The organism is Pseudomonas marginalis (assembly GCF_001645105.1).
Taxonomy (GTDB): Bacteria; Pseudomonadota; Gammaproteobacteria; order Pseudomonadales; family Pseudomonadaceae; genus Aquipseudomonas; species Aquipseudomonas petroselini.
On sequence record NZ_LKEG01000044.1, the window covers coordinates 190,235 to 208,962 of the forward strand.

The following is an 18,728-nucleotide window of genomic DNA, read 5'->3' on the forward strand; positions in this document are numbered from 1 at the left end:
TCACAATAGGTTGTGACACGCGCCACCATTGCATAGGCTTGCGCGATTGTTTTACCTGCGCTCGCCGCAGGACCGCTTCGAGGAGAGAACCGATGGGCTTGAACAACCAGTGGATGCAACGCGACCTCGCGGTGCTGTGGCATCCCTGCACCCAGATGAAAGACCACCAGCAACTGCCGCTGATCCCGATCAAGCGCGGCGAAGGCGTGTGGCTGGAAGACTTCGAAGGCAAGCGCTACCTCGACGCCGTCAGTTCCTGGTGGGTCAACGTGTTTGGCCATGCCAACCCGCGCATCAACCAGCGCATCAAGGACCAGGTCGACCAACTGGAACATGTGATCCTCGCCGGTTTCAGCCATCAACCGGTGATCGAACTGTCCGAGCGCTTGGTGCAAATGACACCCGAAGACCTGACCCGCTGCTTCTACGCCGATAACGGTTCGTCGTGCATCGAAGTCGCGCTGAAAATGAGCTTCCACTATTGGCTCAACCGCGGCCTGCCGAACAAAAAGCGTTTCGTCACCCTGACCAACAGCTACCACGGCGAAACCATCGCCGCGATGTCGGTGGGCGACGTGCCGCTGTTTACCGAGACCTACAAGGCGCTGCTGCTGGACACCATCAAAGTGCCAAGCCCGGACTGCTACCTGCGCCCCGAGGGCATGAGCTGGGAAGACCATTCGCGCACGATGTTCCTGGCCATGGAACAGACCCTGGCCGAAAACCACGACACCGTCGCCGCCGTGATCGTCGAACCGCTGATCCAGGGCGCCGGCGGCATGCGCATGTACCACCCGGTGTACCTCAAGCTGCTGCGCGAGGCCTGCGACCGCTACGGCGTGCACCTGATCCACGACGAAATCGCCGTAGGCTTCGGCCGCACCGGCAGCATGTTCGCCTGTGAACAGGCAGGTATCCGCCCGGACTTCCTGTGCCTGTCCAAGGCCCTGACCGGCGGCTACCTGCCACTGGCGGCCGTGGTCACCACCGATGACGTCTACGACGCCTTCTACGACGACTACCCGACCCTGCGTGCCTTCCTGCACTCCCACAGCTACACCGGCAACCCGCTGGCATGTGCGGCCGCGTTGGCGACCCTGGATATCTTCGAAGAAGACAACGTCATCGAAAACAACAAGGCCCTGGCCCAACGCATGGCCACGGCCACCGCGCACCTGGTGGACCACCCGCATGTGTCGGAAGTGCGCCAGACTGGCATGGTGCTGGCCATCGAGATGGTCCAGGATAAAGCCACCAAGACCGCCTACCCGTGGCAGGAACGTCGTGGCCTGAAGGTATTCGAGCACGCCCTGGAACGTGGTGCGCTGTTGCGGCCACTGGGCAGTGTGGTGTATTTCCTGCCGCCGTATGTGATCACGCCGGAGCAGATCGACTTCCTCGCCGAAGTCGCCAGCGAGGGCATTGATATCGCCACCAACAGCAAGGTCAGTGTGGCGGTGCCGAAGGACTTCCACCCAGGTTTCCGCGATCCGGGCTAATACCAGCCCCTGTAGAGCTCGCGCTTGAAAAACCTTTTCAGAGAACAGAAATGAGACTGTCCCGCTTTTTTACCGACACCCCGCTGAGCCTCGGCGACCACGAGCTGCCTGAAGCCCAGGCGCATTACATCAGCCGCGTGCTGCGCATGGGCGAAGGCGATGCCGTGCAATTGTTCGACGGCTCCGGCCAGGAGTTCCTGGGCAGCTTGCTCGAAGTCGGTAAAAAGCGCGTCACTGTGCAACTCACCGAAAGCGTTGCGGGCCAGGCCGAATCGCCGCTGCATATCCATCTCGGCCAGGGCCTGTCCCGTGGCGAGCGCATGGATTGGGCCATTCAGAAAGCCACTGAACTGGGCGTCAACGCGATCACGCCGATTTTCAGCGACCGCTGCGAAGTGCGCCTCAAGGATGAACGCGCCGACAAACGCCTGCTGCACTGGCGCCAGGTGGCCATCAGCGCCTGCGAGCAATGCGGGCGTTCGACGGTGCCGCTGATTCACCCACCGCTGTTGCTGGCGGACTGGTTGAAGCAGACCGAGGCAGATTTGAAGCTGGTGCTGCACCCGGTGGCCGAGCCGCTGGTCAGCCATGCCAAGCCCTCGAGCCTGGCCTTCTTGATCGGGCCTGAGGGTGGGTTGACCGACGCAGAAGTCCAAGCGGCCCAAGGTGCCGGCTACAACGCCGCCCGCCTCGGCCCGCGCGTCTTGCGTACCGAGACGGCGCCGGTGGTGGCGCTGGCCGTGGCCCAACAACTCTGGGGCGACTTCTAACCCTCTTGATTGGGTGACCAAGCCGTTACATCACTCCACCGGATCACTCACTGGCTTGGCAATAATCGCCTTCAACTCACGGGTCATCGGGAATTCCAGGTTCAAGCCCTTGGGCGGAATCGGTGATTCAAACCAGCGCTGGTAAATCCCGTTGATCTCCCCACTGCGATAAAGGTCGCCAAGAGTCTCGTTGACCACTGCGAGAAATTGCGGGTCGTCCTTGCGCACCATGCAGCTGTAGATTTCCCGCGACTGCTCCTCCCCCACCACCACCCAATTGTGCGGGTCCTTGGCCTTGGCGCGCTCGCCGTAAAGCAGCGCGTCATCCATGTAGAATGCCGCCGCGCGGCCGGTATCGAGCATCTTGAATGCTTCGCCATGGTCCTTGGCGCTGATCACGAACATATTGGCCTTGTGCTCGGCGTTGTAGCTTTTGAGGAAACGCTCATTGGTGGTACCGGCGGTGGTCACTACGTTCTTGCCCGCAAGATCGGCAAAGCCTTGGATGCCACTGTCCTTGGCCGTCAGCAATTGCCCCTTCACGTAGATAAACCCGTAGGAAAACGCCACCTGCTTCTGCCGCTCGGCCGTCACGCCGGTGGAGCCGCATTCCAGGTCGACAGTGCCGTTCTGCACCAGCGGAATACGCGTTTGGGACGTCACCAGGGTGTACTTCACATCGAGCGTGGGCACCCCGGTTTTCTGCCGAATGCGCTCGACGATCTTATCGGCCAGCTCCACCGAATAGCCCATGGGTTTGCCACTGTTATCCCCGACGTAGGAAAACGGCACCGACGCATCGCGATAGCCCAACGTGATGGACTTGGCGTCAGCGATCTTGCCCAGCGTGCCGTCCAACGGCGCTGGGTTCGCATGGGCTTGAGCGCCCAGCAAAAGCCCCAGGGTGCAGCCGGTCAACAGGATTTTTTTCATTGTTATTCTCCGTGGGGCTTTCGGTTATTTGCGTACCGCAATCACGCTGATTTCCACCAGCACACTCGGCCGCGCCAGTTCCGCTTGCAGGGTTGTGCGCGTCGGCGCCATGCCCGGTGACAGCCAGGCGGACCAGACCTCGTTCATCGGTGCAAAACCGCTGCCGATATCTTTCAAATAGATCGTTGCGTTGAGCAGATGATCCTTATCGCTGCCCGCCTGGGCCAGCAGTGCATCGATCCTGGTCAGGACCTCCCGGGTTTGTGTCGCCACGTCCTGGCCGTCACCGGGCACCTGGCCCGAGAGGAACACCAGGTCCTTGAAGGTCACTGCGCCCGAGAGGCGCTCATTGCTGCTGATTCGGGTGATGGTCATCAATACATCCTCATGCGGCGCGGGGCGCAAGGCCCTGCATATCAATGGAAGGCGTGTGTTGCCCGATCAACTCAGCCAGCAACTGGCCACTGCCGCACGCCAGGGTAAAGCCGAGTGCACCGTGGCCCAGGTTCAGCCATAGGTTGCGATAGACACTGGCACCAATCAGCGGCACGCCCGTCGGGGTGGCCGGGCGCATACCCGCCCACTCCACCGCATGTGCGTAATCGCCCGCCAAAGGAAATATCTCCAGCGCCTGGCGCTTCATCAGCGCCAGGCGCTTGGGTTCAAGGCTGGCGTCGAAGCCGACGATATCCACCATGGCCGCCACCCGCAGTTGTTCGCCGATGCGCGCATAGACGATCTTGCGGTCGTAGTCGGTGATGCTCACGTTCGGCGCCTGGTGCTGCGCGCCAATCGGCACACTGAGGCTATAACCCTTGAGCGGGTACAGCGGCAGCGGCACACCCAACGCCGCGCTGCGATACCCGGCCGCCAGTACCAGATGCTCGACAGGCATCACCTCTGCGCCCAGTTCGATAGCCTGCACCACACCGTCAGCGTGGCGAATGCCGGTGACCTTGCGCCCCAGCAAAAAGCGGCAGCGGCCGGACGCTTCAAGCCGCGCCGCCAAGCGCTGGCAGAAGGCATGACAATCCGCCACCTCCTCATTCGGCGTGTAGATCCCGCCGACAAAACCACCGCCCGCCAGCGCCGGCTCCAGGCGTGCGCAATCGGCGGCCGACAGCACCTGCTGCTGAAGGATATCGGTGACCTTGCTGCGGGCATGCGCAAAGGAACTGGCGTTGCGGAAGGTGACCAGTTTGCCGTTGCGCCGCCAGTCGAAGCCGTCCAGGTGATCATCCTCGCGCCATTGCTGCAAAGTGTCCTGGCTCAGGGAGGCAAGTCGCAGCAGGTGGGCGGTATTGCGTGTGTTCACCGAGCTACGGCAGGCGCCGAGGAACGCGGTCATCCAGCGCCATTGCTGCGGGTCGAGGCGTGGGCGCAGCTTCAACGGCGAGTCACCGCGCAACAGCCAACCGATGGCCTGAAGCGGCACGCCGGCATCGGCCAGCGGCGCCACATAGCGATAGGACAATTGCCCGCCATTGGCAAAACTGGTTTCACTGCCCAGGGTCTCGCACGCGTCGATCACCGTCACCTCATGGCCCGCACGCACCAGCGCATACGCGCTGGCCAGACCAATCACCCCACCCCCAATGATGTGCACCATTCCCGCCGCCCGCCGTTGAATCAAGAGGCCTCAAGCCTAGGGGCAGGTGACAGGCCGCCGACAATGAATAAAGATGGGTCACCTATAAACAAAGGTTATGGACTTGCCATGCGCTTGCGTCATATCGAAATTTTCCAGGCCATTCGCCAGACCGGCTCCGTCAGCGCCGCCGCACAACTGCTGCATGTGTCGCAACCAGCGGTGACCAAGGTGTTGCAGCACGCCGAATTGCAGCTGGGCTTCCCGCTGTTTCTGCGCGTGCGCGGCAAGTTGCAGCCCACGCCGGAAGCCCTGGCGCTGGAAGGCGAAGTGGAGAAAGTCACCGAAAGCCTGCAAGGCGTACGCCGCCTGGCCAAGAGCCTGCGCCGTGCACCGGGCCACAGTGTGCGCATCGGCGCGATCCCGGCGCTGGCCCTGTCGCTGCTGCCGCCCGCTATTCTTGAGTGGAAGCGCGATTACCCGGACATGGCCTGTGAGTTGTCCAGCGACCACAGCCGCGAGCTGGTACAGAAGCTGCTGATGCGTGAGATTGACCTGGCGCTGACGCTCAACTTCTCTGGTCATCCAGGGCTGACCACGCAAGTGCTGGCCAACGGCGTGTTGGTGGCATTGGCGTCCAAAGGCTATTGGCCTGATGCCGAGTTGAACAGCCCACTGCCCCTGGCTGACCTGGCGGGTACGCCGCTGATAGGTCTTTCCAGCGCCGACCCGCTGGCGGCTAAACTCGACAGTTACCTGGAACACGTCGACCCGCCGCCAAGGGTGACGATCTCGGTGCAAACCTACTCGCTGGCCCGTGCGATGGTGGAATCCGGCGCCGGCGTGACGGTGATCGACCCCTTCACCGCCCTGGGTGCTTCGACCGCCACCACCTGCATCCGCACGCTCACCCCGCCGCTGCCGATCACGCTGTACGCCCTGACCCGCGCCGATGAACCGCCGCCGCATATGCTGGCTAATCTGCTGGAGATCTTCGGCCACCGTGCCCGGGAGTTATTGGAGCGGCTCTAACAGAATACCGATGATCTACAGGGTCACAGCACGTAATGCATGATCGCCACAAAGTGCAGCAGGCTCCCGCCAATCACAAACAAATGCCAGATCCCATGGGAATGCCGCAGGCGGTCCTCCAGGGCAAAAAAGATGATGCCGACGGTGTACAACACCCCACCCGATGCGAGCCATACAAACCCCGCCATGCCCAGTGCGGCGATCAGCGGCTTGACCGCCACCAGCACGATCCAACCCATCACCGCGTAGATCACGATCGACAGGATGCGCGCCTCGGAGCGCGGCTTGATCTCCTGCAGGATGCCGATCACCGCCAGCCCCCACACAATCCCGAACAACGTCCAGCCCCATGGCCCGCGTAACGTCACCAGGCAAAACGGCGTGTAACTGCCGGCGATCAACAGGTAGATCGAAAAGTGATCGACCTTCTGCATGATCTCTTTTCGCCGTCCCTGCACGCTGTGGTAAACCGTCGACGCGCTGTACAGCACCATCAGCGTAAAGCCATAAATCGCCACGCTGACGATCTTCCAGGGGCTGCCATCCAGGCTCGCCACCACCAACATCCACACGGCGCCAATACACGCCGCGACTGCACCGAGCAAATGGCTCCAGGCGTTGAACCGTTCCCCGTGATACATCTGTCACTGACCTCCTGTAACCGTTAAACACTGGCTGGCAAGCGTCCAGCCTTGCGCATAAGAGTGCAAGCAGGTTATGACGTTCCGAGGACGCCAGACGGTTTTGCGGGCACAATCGACCGCATTCGAACAAGAGCCCATGGCCATGCTGATCGACGAAGAATTCACCCTCAAGAAACTGGAAATCTTCCTGGCGTTCATGCGCACCGGCAACTTGGCCCGCGCCGCCGCCGAGCTGCAGACCAGCAACGTCAGTGTGCACCGCGCCATCCACTCCCTGGAAAACGCCCTGCGCTGCCCGCTGTTCAAGCACGAGGGGCGCAACCTCACGCCGCTGGAAAGCGCTTACGTATTGGAAGAGCGCGCGCAGAAACTGGTGGCCGACGTGGTCGACAGCGTACGCCTCACCCGCGAAGCCGCCGGGTTCTCCGCCGAGCGCTTCAAACTGGGCTCACTGTATTCGCTGACGGTGAAGACCGTGCCGCAACTGATCATGGGCCTTAAGATCCGCCGCAGCGAACTCAATATCGACCTGATCCTGGGCTCCAACTTCGACCTGCTCTACAAGCTCAAGAACATGGAAGTGGACGCGATCCTCATCTCCCTGGACGAACACGCCAACGACCCCGATTGCGAGCAGATCGCGCTGTTTTCCGACGACATCTTCCTCGCCACCCCGGCCGACTCGCCCTTCGACCGCGAACACGAAATCGACCTCGCCGACGTACGCGACGCGACCTTCATCACCCTCACCCAAGGCTTCGCCACGCACCAGGATGGCAATCGCGTGTTCAAGCAAGCGGGGTTCGAGCCGAAGGTGGCGATGCAGGTCAATGACATCTTCACCCTGCTGAGCATGGTCAGCTCGGGCGTGGGTTATGCGCTGTTGCCGGGGAGGATTGCGGCGGTGTATGAAAACCGGGTGAAGTTGATACCGCTGCAACCCAGGTATCGGTTGCAGCAGCATATTGGGGTGGTGTTTTTGAAGGCCAAAGAGCGCGATCCGAACTTGCTCGCGTTGCTGGCCGAGTGTCGGATGTACGCGAACCGCAGCGGCTAGCCGACCAGGCCGCGCATGAGCAGAAACAGCAGCGAAGGCCCCAGCAAACAACCCAACGCCGTATAAAACGCTGCGGTCAGGCAGCCATACGGCACCAGTTTCGGATCGGTGGCCGCCAGCCCGCCGGCCACGCCGCTGGAGGTGCCCATCAAGCCGCCGAAGATCACCGCACTGCGCGGGTTGTTCAGGCCGATAAGGGGCGCAACGAAAGGTGTCATCACCATCACCAGGATCGCCTTGATCAACCCGGCAGCGATGGACAACGCCATCACTTCGGAGCTGGCGCCGATCGCCGCTCCGGTGACCGGGCCAACGATATAGGTTACGGCACCCGCACCAATGGTGGTGAGGCTCACGGCATCGGTGTAGCCGAACGCCATGGCCACGCCGACGCCAGCAACAAAGGACGAGCCCACGCCGACAAACAACGCGAGTACCCCGACATAGCCCGCGCGCTTGAGCTCATCGACACTCACGCCAAAGGCCGTCGCGACAATGGCAAAGTCCCGCAACATCGCCCCGCCCAGCAGGCCAATACCCGACAACAACGGAATATCCACCACACCTTTTGAACCACCGGTAAACGCACCGCCGACGTAAGACAGTACCAGCCCCAACAGGATGGCAATCGCCGAACCGTGCAGGCGGCCCTTGGTGAAGGTGTCGGAAATCCAATAGGAGACCCACATGGTCAGGCCGATTACGGCGAAACCGCTGATCAGGCCATAGCCGGTGATCACTTTCATCATCGATTCGTACATGGCGATCACCCGGCTTCTTTAGTGGTAACAACAGCACTTGGTTCACGGTTGCCGATACGCACCAGCACCGGTACCAACGCAAAACCCAACACCACCGCCAGGGTGCCCGCCAGAATTGCCATCGGCCCACCCTTGATCGCGCCATAGACGTTTTGCTGCGCCGCCATCGCCACCACAATCGGAATATAAATCGCCGCCCAGAACGTCAGGCCCTGCTCGGACTTGCCCACAAACAAGCCGCGTTTTTGCAAGTAGCTGCCCAGGCCGATCAGCAGCAACATGGCGATCCCCACCCCGCCGACGTTGGCCGGAATGCCCAGCCACTTACCGAGCAACTCGCCCACAAACAGCCCTACAAGCGTACAAAACGCCAGAAACGCCACACCGTAAATAATCATTGTTGTTATCCTCAAAGTGCTCGATCGAAATTGTTGTTTTTGTGCTTCGAAAGCCTTGGGTGGTGCTTTATCGGTGGCGGCGTTCCTCCTCTTGCAGCAGGGCCTGCAAGGTGTCCAGGCGTGCGCCTTCGCAGGCGATCACCGTGCCCTGTTCAAACACCCGGCGTGACAGGCCGGTGAGCACCGCGCCCGGAGGCAGTTCGATTTGCAGGCGCACACCGCGCTCATAGGCGCTTTGCACGGTGCCGCGCCAGTCGACGACGCGGCACATGTTGAAGGCCAGGTCGTCGCGCAATTGCTCGGGGTGATGGATCGGCCGCGCGCGGGTGCTGCTCAGGTAGGTGATGCGCGGCGCCTTGAGCGGCACGAAGGCGCGCGCCAGGGCCTGGGCAGGCGCTTCCAGCAACGCGCAATGGGACGGCACGCTGACGGCCAGGCGCTTGGCGATGCCGTTGCCTTTGATGCGGTCGGCGACACGCTGCATGGCCGCGTTGCTGCCGGCGATGACGGTCTGGTTGTCGGCATTGATATTGGCCAGGTACACCGGGGTTTCAGCACTGTGTATGTCGGCCAGCACGCTTTCGACGGTGGATAACTCAGGGCCAATCAGAGCGGTCATGCCGTAGCCCTGTGGATAAGCGTTTTGCATCAGCTCACCGCGCAGGCTGACGAGTTTGATGGCATCGTTGAAGTCCAAAGCGCCGGCGACCACCGCCGCCGGGTAGGCACCGATGGACAGGCCCGCGACGTAATCCGGGGCGTGTTGCAGCAGGCGGGCGTGTGCCACGCCGACGATCAACAGGCAGAGTTGTACCGCGCGGGTATTCGCCAGAGCCTCAGCCGAATCCAATGCACGAACATCTTCACCCAGCGCATCGCTGGCCTGCTCCAACACCTCGGCCGGCAACGCCTGGAGCATGCCCGGCCGTTGGGCGCCCTGTCCCGGGAACACCAGAAGGCTACTCATGCCACGGCCTGCCAAGGATCAAGCACCAAGTGCGCACCGCTGGCGGTTTTAAGCAGCACGCGGCGTGAGCCACTCGCCCATTCGCGCAAGGCAACGGCGCCAAATGGAGTCTGCAGTTGCAGGTCCACGGCGCACGCCGCCGTCTCCAGGATCGCCAGCAGGTCGTGTGCATCACCTCGAGCCAAAGGCTCGGGTGTGCGCAGAATCAAATCCAGGTCACTCTGTGCATGCAGCGCTTCGATCCCGCTGGCCAATTCGAAGCCCGCGCTGCCCGTGACGCCCCAGGTCTCCTGCGTCAGCACCCGCCGCAGGGCTGCGAGCGCTCGCAACGCCGGCAAATCCCGTGGCGAGATCACACCGCGCAACGCTTCGGGTATCACGCGCCGCTGCACCGCTGCCATGGGCATCTCGGCGGCGAAACGCTGCTCCCGCAGGCGCCCGCGCACACCGACCGCCACGTAGCCCGGTGCGGCGATGGCGCGACGCACCACCACCGGGTGTCCGGCGCTGATCGCTTCCACCGCCCAGGCCGGAGCCTCGGCAGGCAGATGCGCCGGGGTCATGCCCCAGAGCAAATCGTGGGCGTTCACCATTGCTCCCGCAGCAACTGCCGTACGTGGCTGGAGGCTGCGCGATGGGTTGCACCGAGGCGCCCGCTCAAGTCGGTGCTGCCGATATCCTTGATTGCATGCACCAGGCAATCGCTGACCCGCGCCACGTCGTCCGCCGTGGGCTGTTCGATCTGGCTGACCGACAAGGTCTCCCAGAGCAAACCGAGGCTGGCATAACTGTCGATGTCATAGGCCATGGGCGGCACGCTGGCGGCCAGGGCTTCCAGTTCTTCAACACTGCGCAACGTCACCCGCGCGGCCGAAGCCTTGCCCATGGCGTGCACCATCACGCCGGGGTCGCGCAGGGCGATCAGGCGGTTGGCCTGGTAGCCGTGGGCGAGGAAGGCGCCGGACATGGCCTTGCCCACCAACAGTGCAATCACCGGGTGCCCGGCGAGTCGAGCGCGGGCGTAACTGTCGGCGGCGGCGGCCAGGGCCTGGTGGATGCCGAGGGCTTCTTCGCGCCGGCCATAGGCTTGGCTGGGCACGTCGACGATGGCGATGATCGGGCGTTTGTCGCCTCGGGCGATGGCTTCATCCACCGCGTTGGCCAAGCCCCAGCCTTCGAGCAAGCCGACTTCGCCATTACGCGCACGCGGGAAGCGGTTTTGCGCGTCAGTGACCACGGCAATAAAGCGCACGGCGTACTCGCCCAACAGGCCATCGGCCACTTTTAGGGAGTTCGGCAACCCCTCGACAGACGTCGCACCCGCGCTCAGCGCGTCGAACCACTGCAAACCTCTCATGAGCGTTCTCCTTGATACAGCTCGCGCACCGTCGCCGGGTCGATCTGCGCCGTGGCATCCAGTTCGGCCAGGCGCGCCAGGTAGTACGCGGGCTGGCGGCTGCGTTGTTGGGTGGGCAGGCCTTGTTGCAGCAATGCGCTGACGGTCTGTTGAATCTCGGCCACATCGTCCGCCACATAACGGTCGGCCAGGCCACTGTTGAAACGTTGCTCACCGCCCGTAAGGCTCCAGATGAAAGGCCGGTCGCGGGAGTCGTACTCCTCCAGGCCGGCCTCCTGTTCGATGACTTGCGGGCCATTCAGGCCCAGGCGGGCTTCGCGCGTGACCACCAGGTAACTGCACAACCCGGCGGCGATGGACATGCCGCCAAAACAACCGACGCTGCCGGCCACCACGCCGATCACCGGCTGGTACTGGCGCAGGTCGACAATCGCCGCGTGGATATCCGCGATGGCGGCCAGGCCGAGGTTGGCTTCCTGCAGGCGCACGCCACCGGTTTCCAGCAGCACCACCGCGCGAGTCGGGATGCCTTTGCGGTTATCTTCGGCTGCCAGCTCCAAGGCGCCGGCGATTTTCGCGCCGCCCACTTCGCCAAGGCTGCCGCCCTGAAAGTTGCCTTCGATGGCGGCAATGACCACAGGTTTTCCGTCGATACTGCCCTTGGCAATCACCACGCCGTCATCGGCCTGCGGCACCACGCCTTGGCGGCTGAGCCACGGTGACATGACGCGCTGGAACGGGTCGATCAATTCGCGGTAAGAGCCCGCGTCCAGCAAGGCCTTGGCGCGCTGCCGAGCGCCCAGTTCAACGAAGCTGTGTTTGGCGAGTAAGTCAGTCATGGCCGATCTCCTCGAAACCCTGCTCCAGGCGCAAGCGCACCACGCCGGGGGTGGCGCCGAAGTCGTGGATATCAATGTTCAAGGCCGGCGGGGTTTGCTCTTGGAAGATGCGTTCGAACAGATGCTGCCAGCGCTGTTCGGCGCCATTCACCGAAGTCTGTACCTGAATGGTCAGGGTGCCAGGCGTGCCCGGTTCCAGCAGCACTTCCAGGTCGCCCGAGCCGACGCAACCCACCAACGCACGGCCTTTTGGCGGCTGCCCGGCGGGGAATTCAAAGGATAAGGTTTCCATCACAACGCTCCGTCGAGGCGGTCGATAAACAGGCAGGCGGCCAACAGGTCGGCGGCGCCGCCTGGGGAGGCATTCAGGGCCAGCAGTTGGAGGTCCAGCGCGTGCAACTGGCGGCGACCGGCCAGGGTTGCGCTGCCGCCGGCATCCAGCACGGCCTGGGCGCCGTGTTGCATGGCTTGAAGGCCTTCGGTGCCGGCGCGGTAGAGCACGCAGGTGTCGGCCAGGTCCGTCATGATCGCGAGCAAGGCGTCCAGGCGGGCGTTCTGTTCGCCAGCGTTTTGCTGGCGGCTTCTGTGCAGTTGCGGCAAGCCGCGTTGCACCACCGACGGGAAGCCCAGTTGCGCTTCTTCACGGGCGCCGCGTGCGCCATAACGCTGGGCGACCTGGGCACCGTGGCTCATGGGCTGCGGGGCGTAGCGGTCGTTGAGCAAGGCCAGTTTGGCTGCCGTCAGCGTGACGGCGCGTGGTTCCAACGCGGCAGCCGCCGTCAACAAGCCAAGGGCCCAGATCGCACCGCGATGGGTGTTCACGCCGTGGGTGGTGATGAGCATCGCTTGCTCACCTTCACGACCAATACGCCCGAGCGCTTCACGCAGGGGCAAGCCGACTTCACCGTGTTCAATCGCGGCCTCGGCCATTTCCTTGAACATCGGCCACAGCGACAACGCCGAGGCGTGCATCAGGCCCAGGTGCAAATCGCTGTGGGCGCCGTTGCCACGCCGGTCCACCAAGGCGGGTTTGGGCGACAGGTCCGCTTCATCGATCAGCGCATCGACGGCCCTATCCGCCAGGCGATCCGCGAGGCTGAGTTCATGCAGTTTGAGGGCGCGCATTTACCAGCTCCTGAATTTGGCGGGCGGGTTGTACAGGCCACCGGACCACTCCACCAAGTCGGCCACGCTTTTGGCGGCCAACAGCTCGCGGGTGGCGTCGGTGCGGCGGATGCCCAAGTCTTCGGGCAAGGCGATCAGGCCTTCGCGGCGCATGCGCGCGGTGTCTTTAGGGTTGTGGCGCATGCCGATGGCCGTGACGCCTGCGACAGCGGCGATCATCGCCTGGCGCTCTTCGAGGGAGCGCGCCTTGTACAGGTAGGCGATGCCCTCTTCGGTGAGCAAGTGGGTGACGTCATCGCCGTAGATCATGATCGGTGCCAGCGGCATGCCGCTTTTGCGCGCGACTTCGACGGCGTCGAGGGTGTCGACAAAGGTGGGTTTGCCGCCTTCCTGGAAGGTCTCGACCATTTGCACCACGAGTTTTTTACCGCGTTCCAACAAGGCTTCGGGCGCATCGTCGTGGCGCATATCCAGCCAGGCCGGCGTGCCGTGACGGCGACCGCGTGGGTCATGCCCCATGTTCGGTGCGCCGCCAAAACCGGCGAGTCGGCCACGGGTCACGGTGGAGGAATGGCCGTCGCCGTCGACCTGCAGGGTGGCACCGATAAACAGGTCCACCGCGTATTGGCCGGCGAGCTGGCAGAACATCCGGTTGGAGCGCATCGAGCCGTCGCGACCGGTGAAGAACACATCCGGCCTCGCGGCGATGTAGTTCTCCATGCCCAGCTCGGTGCCGAAGCAGTGCACGCTTTGCACCCAGCCGCTTTCAATCGCGGGGATCAACGTGGGGTGCGGGTTGAGGGTCCAGTTGCGGCAAATTTTGCCCTTGAGACCGAGGGATTCGCCGTAGGTGGGCAGGATCAGCTCGATGGCGGCGGTGTTGAAGCCGATGCCGTGGTTGAGCGACTGCACATTGTGTTTTTCGTAGATGCCACGGATCGCCATCATCGCCATCAGCACATGCACCGGCTTGATGTGGCGTGGGTCGCGGGTGAACAACGGCTCGATGTAGAACGGCTTGTCGGCCACCACCACGAAATCCACCCAACTGGCGGGGATGTCGACACGGGGCAAATCGGTGACGTCGTCCACCAACTGGTTGACCTGCACGATCACGATGCCATCGCTGAAAGCGGCAGGCTCGATCAGCGCCGGCGTGTCTTCGGTGCTGGCGCCGGTGTAGATATTGCCAGCGCGGTCGGCCATGAAGCCGGCCGAGAGCACCACGTTGGGAATCAGGTCCACCACCAGCCGCGCATAGAGCTCGATGTAGGTGTGGATCGCGCCGATTTCCAGCAGGCCGTCTTCGAGCAACTGGCTGATGCGCAGGGATTGGGTGCCGGCGAAGGAGAAGTCCAGCTTGCGCGCGATGCCTTTTTCAAACAGGTCCAGGTGCTCGGAACGGCCAACACTGGGCATGATCATGTGCAAATCGTGGAGCTTGGCCGGGTCGGCTTTGGCCAAGGAGCGCGAGAGGAAGTCGGCTTGCTTCTGGTTGTTGCCTTCCAGCACGACGCGGTCGCCGGGGAGGATCAGGGCTTCGAGCGCCTCGACGATCCTGTCACTGGGCAACACCACCCCGTCTGCGTATTTCTTGACCAGCCCGAGCCGCCGCTGCTTCTCGTCGCGCCGCCGCGTCCAGCGCGAGTCGGGGGTAATTGTTGTTGTCATGGTCGCTCCACGAGGTTTGCTGTCGTGGGACTACCTTAGGGATGACCAACCGGGCGATCAATCACGCTGGTTGAGCAACAGTTACGGTGAGAGTAACGATGCTTACTTTCTTAAACTTCAACGGGAACCCGACAGCCTCAAATATTCACCCATCTAACGGCATGCGAAGAAAGTAGTTATTACTGCACAATCACCTTGCGAGATGTCTTTATGACCCAAACTGCTCGATTGATGGAAACCCGCCCCCCCGAATCGCCTCCGCCCCCCTCACAGCCCGTTACCCCGTCTGCGGCACAGACTATTACCCAACAGCAGCCTGCCCTCGCTTCACCCACGTCAACCTATTTACCCAACGGCTATCACTTGCCCACATCACCGGGCATAACGCCGGTCACGGTGGATCGTCCCAATCTAGCAATACGCCACAATATCAGCGACGAGGAACTTCTCATCCGTCAACATGAAAGTCTGAGTGCCCAGATTCAACGCCTACACAGCCAGCAACCCAGCCTCAAAGCTTTTGTGCAGACGCAACGTGAGCAAGCCTTTCCAGACGTCAGGCCGCTCAATGCCGAAACGACGCAGCACGCCATCACCAAGGACATCGCCACCCAATACCCCAAGAGCCTGCAGGCGTTCTGGACCACGCCCCGTCCGAAGGAGAGAGAACCGCGCACTCTGGAGGCGCCGCAAAACCAGCTACTGACCCTGCACAAGCAACAACTGTCGGTCCTGGCGGCGCTGCGCGTGAGCGACGGCACATTGACCCCGGCCAGCAAACAGCTGATTGATGCCGCGCTGCAACACCCCACGCTGGCCGAACGCGAGCGCGCCTTCGCCAACGGTGCCCGACCTGGGGTTTACCCGATCACCGTCGATGACGGCACCGAACGGGGTGCGCTGCTGGCCGGCGCTTTTCTCATCACCAAGACCGATAATTCCTGGGCCACAGAACCCACATGGCCGAACGGCCGCGCGCTCCCGCTCAACGATGCCAATGGCCCCGTGGTGTTGTATACACCCGGTGAAGGTTTCGAGGAGTTCACCACTCCCGCCCAGGCACGCCAGGCATTGGCCGATCGCCTTGAACAAGGGGGTGCCACTGCCGACCTGCTGTTGCAACAGATGCCACTGGCCATGCAAAACCGTGACGATCCCCCCACCGGGGATGACCTGATGCTCAGCGCTGAACCGCTGACCGGGGATGTGCTGGCCGAAGGGATACCCTGGATGCTCAAGCGTCAGCAAGAGGAAATCCAGGCAAAAGCTGCCCAGGCATTCACGCAATCCGGTGGCAACCCGCTGACAGAGCCGACTGCGTTGGAGGCTCTCGAGGAATCCGCCGACTGGTCGTACTTGCTCGACGGTAGCAATGCGCTGTCAGCACGCGACGCCAAGCTGGCCGATAAGCTGCAACCCCAGTGGCTGAAAAACCTGAGCCCGAAACAAATAGCACTGTTCGACCACCTGGAGCATGCCGAAAAACAAAGCACGCGCACGCTGGCGTCCCTGCTGGAAAAGATCCCTGACCTGGCATCCTTCGCCCGGGACAGGATCACGGCGGCCATCCAAAGGCTATCTCCGCCTGGGCGGTTGGATGCAGACCAGTTAAAGGTAACGGTTACAACGAAGACCCGGATTCATCTCAGTCGACCCAGCAGCAATGAAACGCCGTTTATCAAAACCCACAACGTGTCGCTGACAGATCTGGCGCTGAAAAACCCCACCGAGTTCCCAACCGCTGAAAGCAGTCACTTCACCGAAACTACCTTTACGTTGCCGCTCACCGACTCTCAAGGCAAACCTGTCCTGGACGTTAGCGGCAAGCAGGTCATCTGGACCACCGAGCAGCTTAAGACGCTGGTCAATACCGCAGATGTCGGTGGCGAATACACCAAGCTGCTCAAGGAAACGCTGGCCACGGATACCGAGTCAGGGCCCGCGAGCGAGATTCGCAAAGCGTGGAAAGCCAACCTGAGCGATAGCCTGGAAAAGGATGCGCTTCTGGCAGAACTCAACCCGGATGTTTACAAGGCAAAAGCAACGCTCGACACCACCACCCAGCGAGGCGCGCAATGGGTTGCCGCCGTGCTGGGCAATCCCGACCCGGCCGACCGGCCTCAGGTCGATGGAAAAACCATCACCGCCAATGCCCTTATCCAGCGCGGGGTACCGGTACAGGGGGTGATGGTGATTGGCAATCAGACGGATGACGCGCTGGTCCTGTACACACCGGGTGCGCCCGACGGCATGTCGTTTCGTGAAGTAGCAGACCAGAATGCGCTGAATACCTTGCTGGAGAAAAACGAATGGCGGGTCTACACCGCAAGCAGGAAATCACCCGTCAATAAAGATGACGTGGCCAAAGCCTATGATGCGCTCAAGCAGCAAGCAACCGGCCAGCTGACGAACCCCTTCAAGGCCATTGATTTGCTCGTCAAGGTGCTCAAGCTGACGGGCGCCGGCACGACACTCCAGCCCATAGAAGGTAACGTTCAGGATGAGCTGTACAAACAGCACGTGCAGTTGCTCATCGACAAAGCGGACCACCAATCTGTGAGCAGCGCGGAAGTCGCGGCTCAATCGAGAATCAACAAAGTCCTGTTCGGCGTTGAAGTGGGCTTTGCACTGCTTGATCTGTTGCCCGTGGTTGGCAAAGGCCTTTCGGCGGGAGCCCGATTGGCAAAGACTGGCCTGAGGGCCCTGCGTGCCAACGGGAAAACGCTGCCGCGGCTGGTCAAGGGGCCCGGCCTGGGGCCTGCGGTGTATGCCGATGGTACCGGGGCGCCGACACGTCTCTCGAGTGTTCGCACAGCGCCTTTACGCCCAGCATCCAGCCACACGCCGCCACCCACACCGCTACGCCCTTCCGTGGTTGACACGCCAGCCCCAAAGCGAGACCTGAGCGCTTTCAGCGTTCCGGACGACGTCATCAAAGGCGTCCCGATGAAGGCGAATGGCACCTATCAGGTTGGCGAAAATTGCTACGTGCGTTATACCGACGCGACTGAGGTCAGCAAGGTGTACCTGATCGATTCAAGCTTTCATGCACGGTCCGGAAGGGTTTCCATCCTGGACCCCAATGAGCCTGCGACGAGATCAACGTTCTTTCGACGAAGGGAGAACCTGGTGCGTGCCACCAACGGTGAATGGCGAGCGAGCAGATTGCCAGCAGGCACCCCAATAAAACGCCCGCTGGAGCCCGCTGTTTCGACTTCAGGACATACGCCAAACGGTCAACCACTCACTAAACGCCCCCGAGTGCCAGAGGCCTTCCCCGGTGAAAAAGCGCAGCTGGAACCGCCTGTCAAAGGCAAAACCGTTTTCTACAAATATGTAGCGAAAGATCGCCATGCCAAGTTCAACGCCGACCGCGCTTTCAGCCCTTCAGATACCAATTTGAAGGGTGACCCCCTTCCCCGAGGAAAAGGCCGGCACTACTTTACGGACCTGGCGCCAGACGATATGCCCAGCAAGCAGCTGTCCGAGACCATCTTCGGGCGGCGTAAATTCGGCAATTGGCAGGATAAAATGACGTATCACTACGAAGTGAATACATCGGGACTGAACCTCATCCAAAGCCCTGACAACCCTCATATCTTTTACCTGGAAACACCGTTTTCCATTCCAACGACCTATCGAAGCGGACCGAACGCTGATTTGACCCAGCGCATTATTTCGCATGGGAGAACACCTTTGACAACCTGACCCCGCCTTGCAGGCAGACGCATGGCGGCGGCCAATGAGTCCCAGAGAGGGAACGATAGGTTAATGCCAGTCAGTTAAGACGTAGAAAGGGTAAAAAATAACCTGTGGCGAGGGAGCTTGCTCCCGCTGGGCCGCGAAGCGACCCCAGCTCTTTGTTTCAAAAGACTGGGACTGCTGCGCAGTCCAACGGGAGCAAGCTCCCTCGCCACAGGTACAGTGTTTGCCNNATCGATAGGTCCCTTTTTTGGGTTTCGGTATTTTGGTGTGGGTTTACGGTGAAGAGGGGGGCGACCGTGCGCAGGTGTGCAAAACCGGGCCTGTTTAGGACACCCAGCAGGTCCGAAGACCTCCTGCGCGCAGCCGCCATCAAAGCAGCGAG

Annotated in this window: 18 protein-coding genes; 5 read left to right on the forward strand and 13 right to left on the reverse strand. The window is 61.9% G+C overall.

Annotation, left to right across the window (positions count from 1 at the left end; all coding sequences use genetic code 11):
* The first annotated feature begins 92 nt into the window (after nt 1-92).
* Both AO064_RS19045 and AO064_RS19050 read left to right on the forward strand, forming a co-directional pair.
* On the forward strand, nt 93-1,499 hold the full coding sequence (locus tag AO064_RS19045) for an adenosylmethionine--8-amino-7-oxononanoate transaminase (protein ID WP_064054303.1): 1,407 nt from the start codon (nt 93-95) through the stop codon (nt 1,497-1,499).
* A gap of 50 nt (nt 1,500-1,549) precedes the next feature.
* Complete coding sequence (locus AO064_RS19050) at nt 1,550-2,269, forward strand: 16S rRNA (uracil(1498)-N(3))-methyltransferase (RefSeq protein ID WP_064054304.1); 720 nt, start codon at nt 1,550-1,552, stop codon at nt 2,267-2,269.
* Nucleotides 2,270-2,299: 30 nt separating this feature from the next.
* Here the strand turns inward: AO064_RS19050 and AO064_RS19055 are convergent, their stop codons facing one another.
* From AO064_RS19055 to AO064_RS19065, 3 genes are read right to left on the reverse strand one after another with little or no spacing between them, the layout of a single operon-like run.
* A complete protein-coding gene (locus tag AO064_RS19055) occupies nt 2,300-3,202 on the reverse strand; it encodes a transporter substrate-binding domain-containing protein (protein ID WP_064054305.1) in 903 nt (300 codons plus the stop codon).
* A gap of 24 nt (nt 3,203-3,226) precedes the next feature.
* On the reverse strand, nt 3,227-3,577 hold the full coding sequence (locus tag AO064_RS19060; protein ID WP_046034957.1) for a RidA family protein: 351 nt from the start codon (nt 3,575-3,577) through the stop codon (nt 3,227-3,229).
* Nucleotides 3,578-3,587: 10 nt separating this feature from the next.
* Nucleotides 3,588-4,811: a D-amino acid dehydrogenase gene (locus AO064_RS19065; protein WP_064054306.1), complete on the reverse strand. Its 1,224-nt coding sequence runs from the start codon at nt 4,809-4,811 to the stop codon at nt 3,588-3,590.
* A gap of 108 nt (nt 4,812-4,919) precedes the next feature.
* Here AO064_RS19065 and AO064_RS19070 point away from each other — a divergent pair, with 108 nt between their 5' ends.
* Nucleotides 4,920-5,822: a LysR family transcriptional regulator gene (locus AO064_RS19070; protein WP_064054307.1), complete on the forward strand. Its 903-nt coding sequence runs from the start codon at nt 4,920-4,922 to the stop codon at nt 5,820-5,822.
* 23 nt (nt 5,823-5,845) lie between these two features.
* Here AO064_RS19070 and trhA read toward each other — a convergent pair whose 3' ends face one another.
* Nucleotides 5,846-6,463, reverse strand: coding sequence for a PAQR family membrane homeostasis protein TrhA (gene trhA / locus AO064_RS19075; protein WP_015886320.1), 618 nt, complete (start codon nt 6,461-6,463; stop codon nt 5,846-5,848).
* Between the two features lie 145 nt (nt 6,464-6,608).
* Here trhA and AO064_RS19080 point away from each other — a divergent pair, with 145 nt between their 5' ends.
* On the forward strand, nt 6,609-7,523 hold the full coding sequence (locus AO064_RS19080) for a LysR family transcriptional regulator (protein WP_064054308.1): 915 nt from the start codon (nt 6,609-6,611) through the stop codon (nt 7,521-7,523).
* On the opposite strand, the gene madM is transcribed toward AO064_RS19080, so the two are convergent.
* The 9 genes from madM to mdcA all read right to left on the reverse strand — a co-directional run bounded on the left by madM (nt 7,520) and on the right by mdcA (nt 14,641).
* The gene (gene madM / locus AO064_RS19085; protein ID WP_026067508.1) at nt 7,520-8,284 is read right to left on the reverse strand and encodes a malonate transporter subunit MadM; all 765 of its coding nucleotides are present in this window, start codon (nt 8,282-8,284) and stop codon (nt 7,520-7,522) included. The two genes, AO064_RS19080 and madM, sit on opposite strands and share 4 nt — an antisense overlap.
* A 5-nt stretch (nt 8,285-8,289) precedes the next feature.
* Nucleotides 8,290-8,682, reverse strand: coding sequence for a malonate transporter subunit MadL (gene madL / locus AO064_RS19090; protein WP_064054309.1), 393 nt, complete (start codon nt 8,680-8,682; stop codon nt 8,290-8,292).
* A 67-nt stretch (nt 8,683-8,749) separates the two neighbouring features.
* Nucleotides 8,750-9,649, reverse strand: coding sequence for a malonate decarboxylase subunit epsilon (gene mdcH, locus AO064_RS19095; protein WP_064054310.1), 900 nt, complete (start codon nt 9,647-9,649; stop codon nt 8,750-8,752).
* Nucleotides 9,646-10,242 (reverse strand): malonate decarboxylase holo-ACP synthase, encoded by a 597-nt coding sequence (locus tag AO064_RS19100; RefSeq protein WP_043206034.1) that lies wholly within the window; start codon nt 10,240-10,242, stop codon nt 9,646-9,648. Before AO064_RS19100 ends, mdcH begins: the two co-directional genes overlap by 4 nt.
* On the reverse strand, nt 10,236-11,006 hold the full coding sequence (gene mdcE, locus AO064_RS19105) for a biotin-independent malonate decarboxylase subunit gamma (protein ID WP_064054311.1): 771 nt from the start codon (nt 11,004-11,006) through the stop codon (nt 10,236-10,238). Before mdcE ends, AO064_RS19100 begins: the two co-directional genes overlap by 7 nt.
* Nucleotides 11,003-11,845 carry a biotin-independent malonate decarboxylase subunit beta gene (locus tag AO064_RS19110; protein ID WP_064054312.1) on the reverse strand — a complete coding sequence of 281 codons (843 nt, stop codon included), beginning with the start codon at nt 11,843-11,845 and terminating at the stop codon, nt 11,003-11,005. Before AO064_RS19110 ends, mdcE begins: the two co-directional genes overlap by 4 nt.
* Nucleotides 11,838-12,137 carry a malonate decarboxylase subunit delta gene (locus AO064_RS19115; RefSeq protein ID WP_015886328.1) on the reverse strand — a complete coding sequence of 100 codons (300 nt, stop codon included), beginning with the start codon at nt 12,135-12,137 and terminating at the stop codon, nt 11,838-11,840. Before AO064_RS19115 ends, AO064_RS19110 begins: the two co-directional genes overlap by 8 nt.
* A complete protein-coding gene (locus AO064_RS19120) occupies nt 12,137-12,970 on the reverse strand; it encodes a triphosphoribosyl-dephospho-CoA synthase (protein WP_015886329.1) in 834 nt (277 codons plus the stop codon). The genes AO064_RS19115 and AO064_RS19120 overlap by 1 nt, the downstream gene beginning before the upstream one ends.
* A complete protein-coding gene (mdcA, locus tag AO064_RS19125; protein ID WP_064054313.1) occupies nt 12,971-14,641 on the reverse strand; it encodes a malonate decarboxylase subunit alpha in 1,671 nt (556 codons plus the stop codon).
* Nucleotides 14,642-15,037: 396 nt separating this feature from the next.
* On the opposite strand from mdcA, the gene AO064_RS19130 reads away from it, so the two are divergent.
* Nucleotides 15,038-18,349 (forward strand): dermonecrotic toxin domain-containing protein, encoded by a 3,312-nt coding sequence (locus tag AO064_RS19130; protein WP_244159535.1) that lies wholly within the window; start codon nt 15,038-15,040, stop codon nt 18,347-18,349.
* The last annotated feature ends 379 nt before the right edge of the window (nt 18,350-18,728 follow it).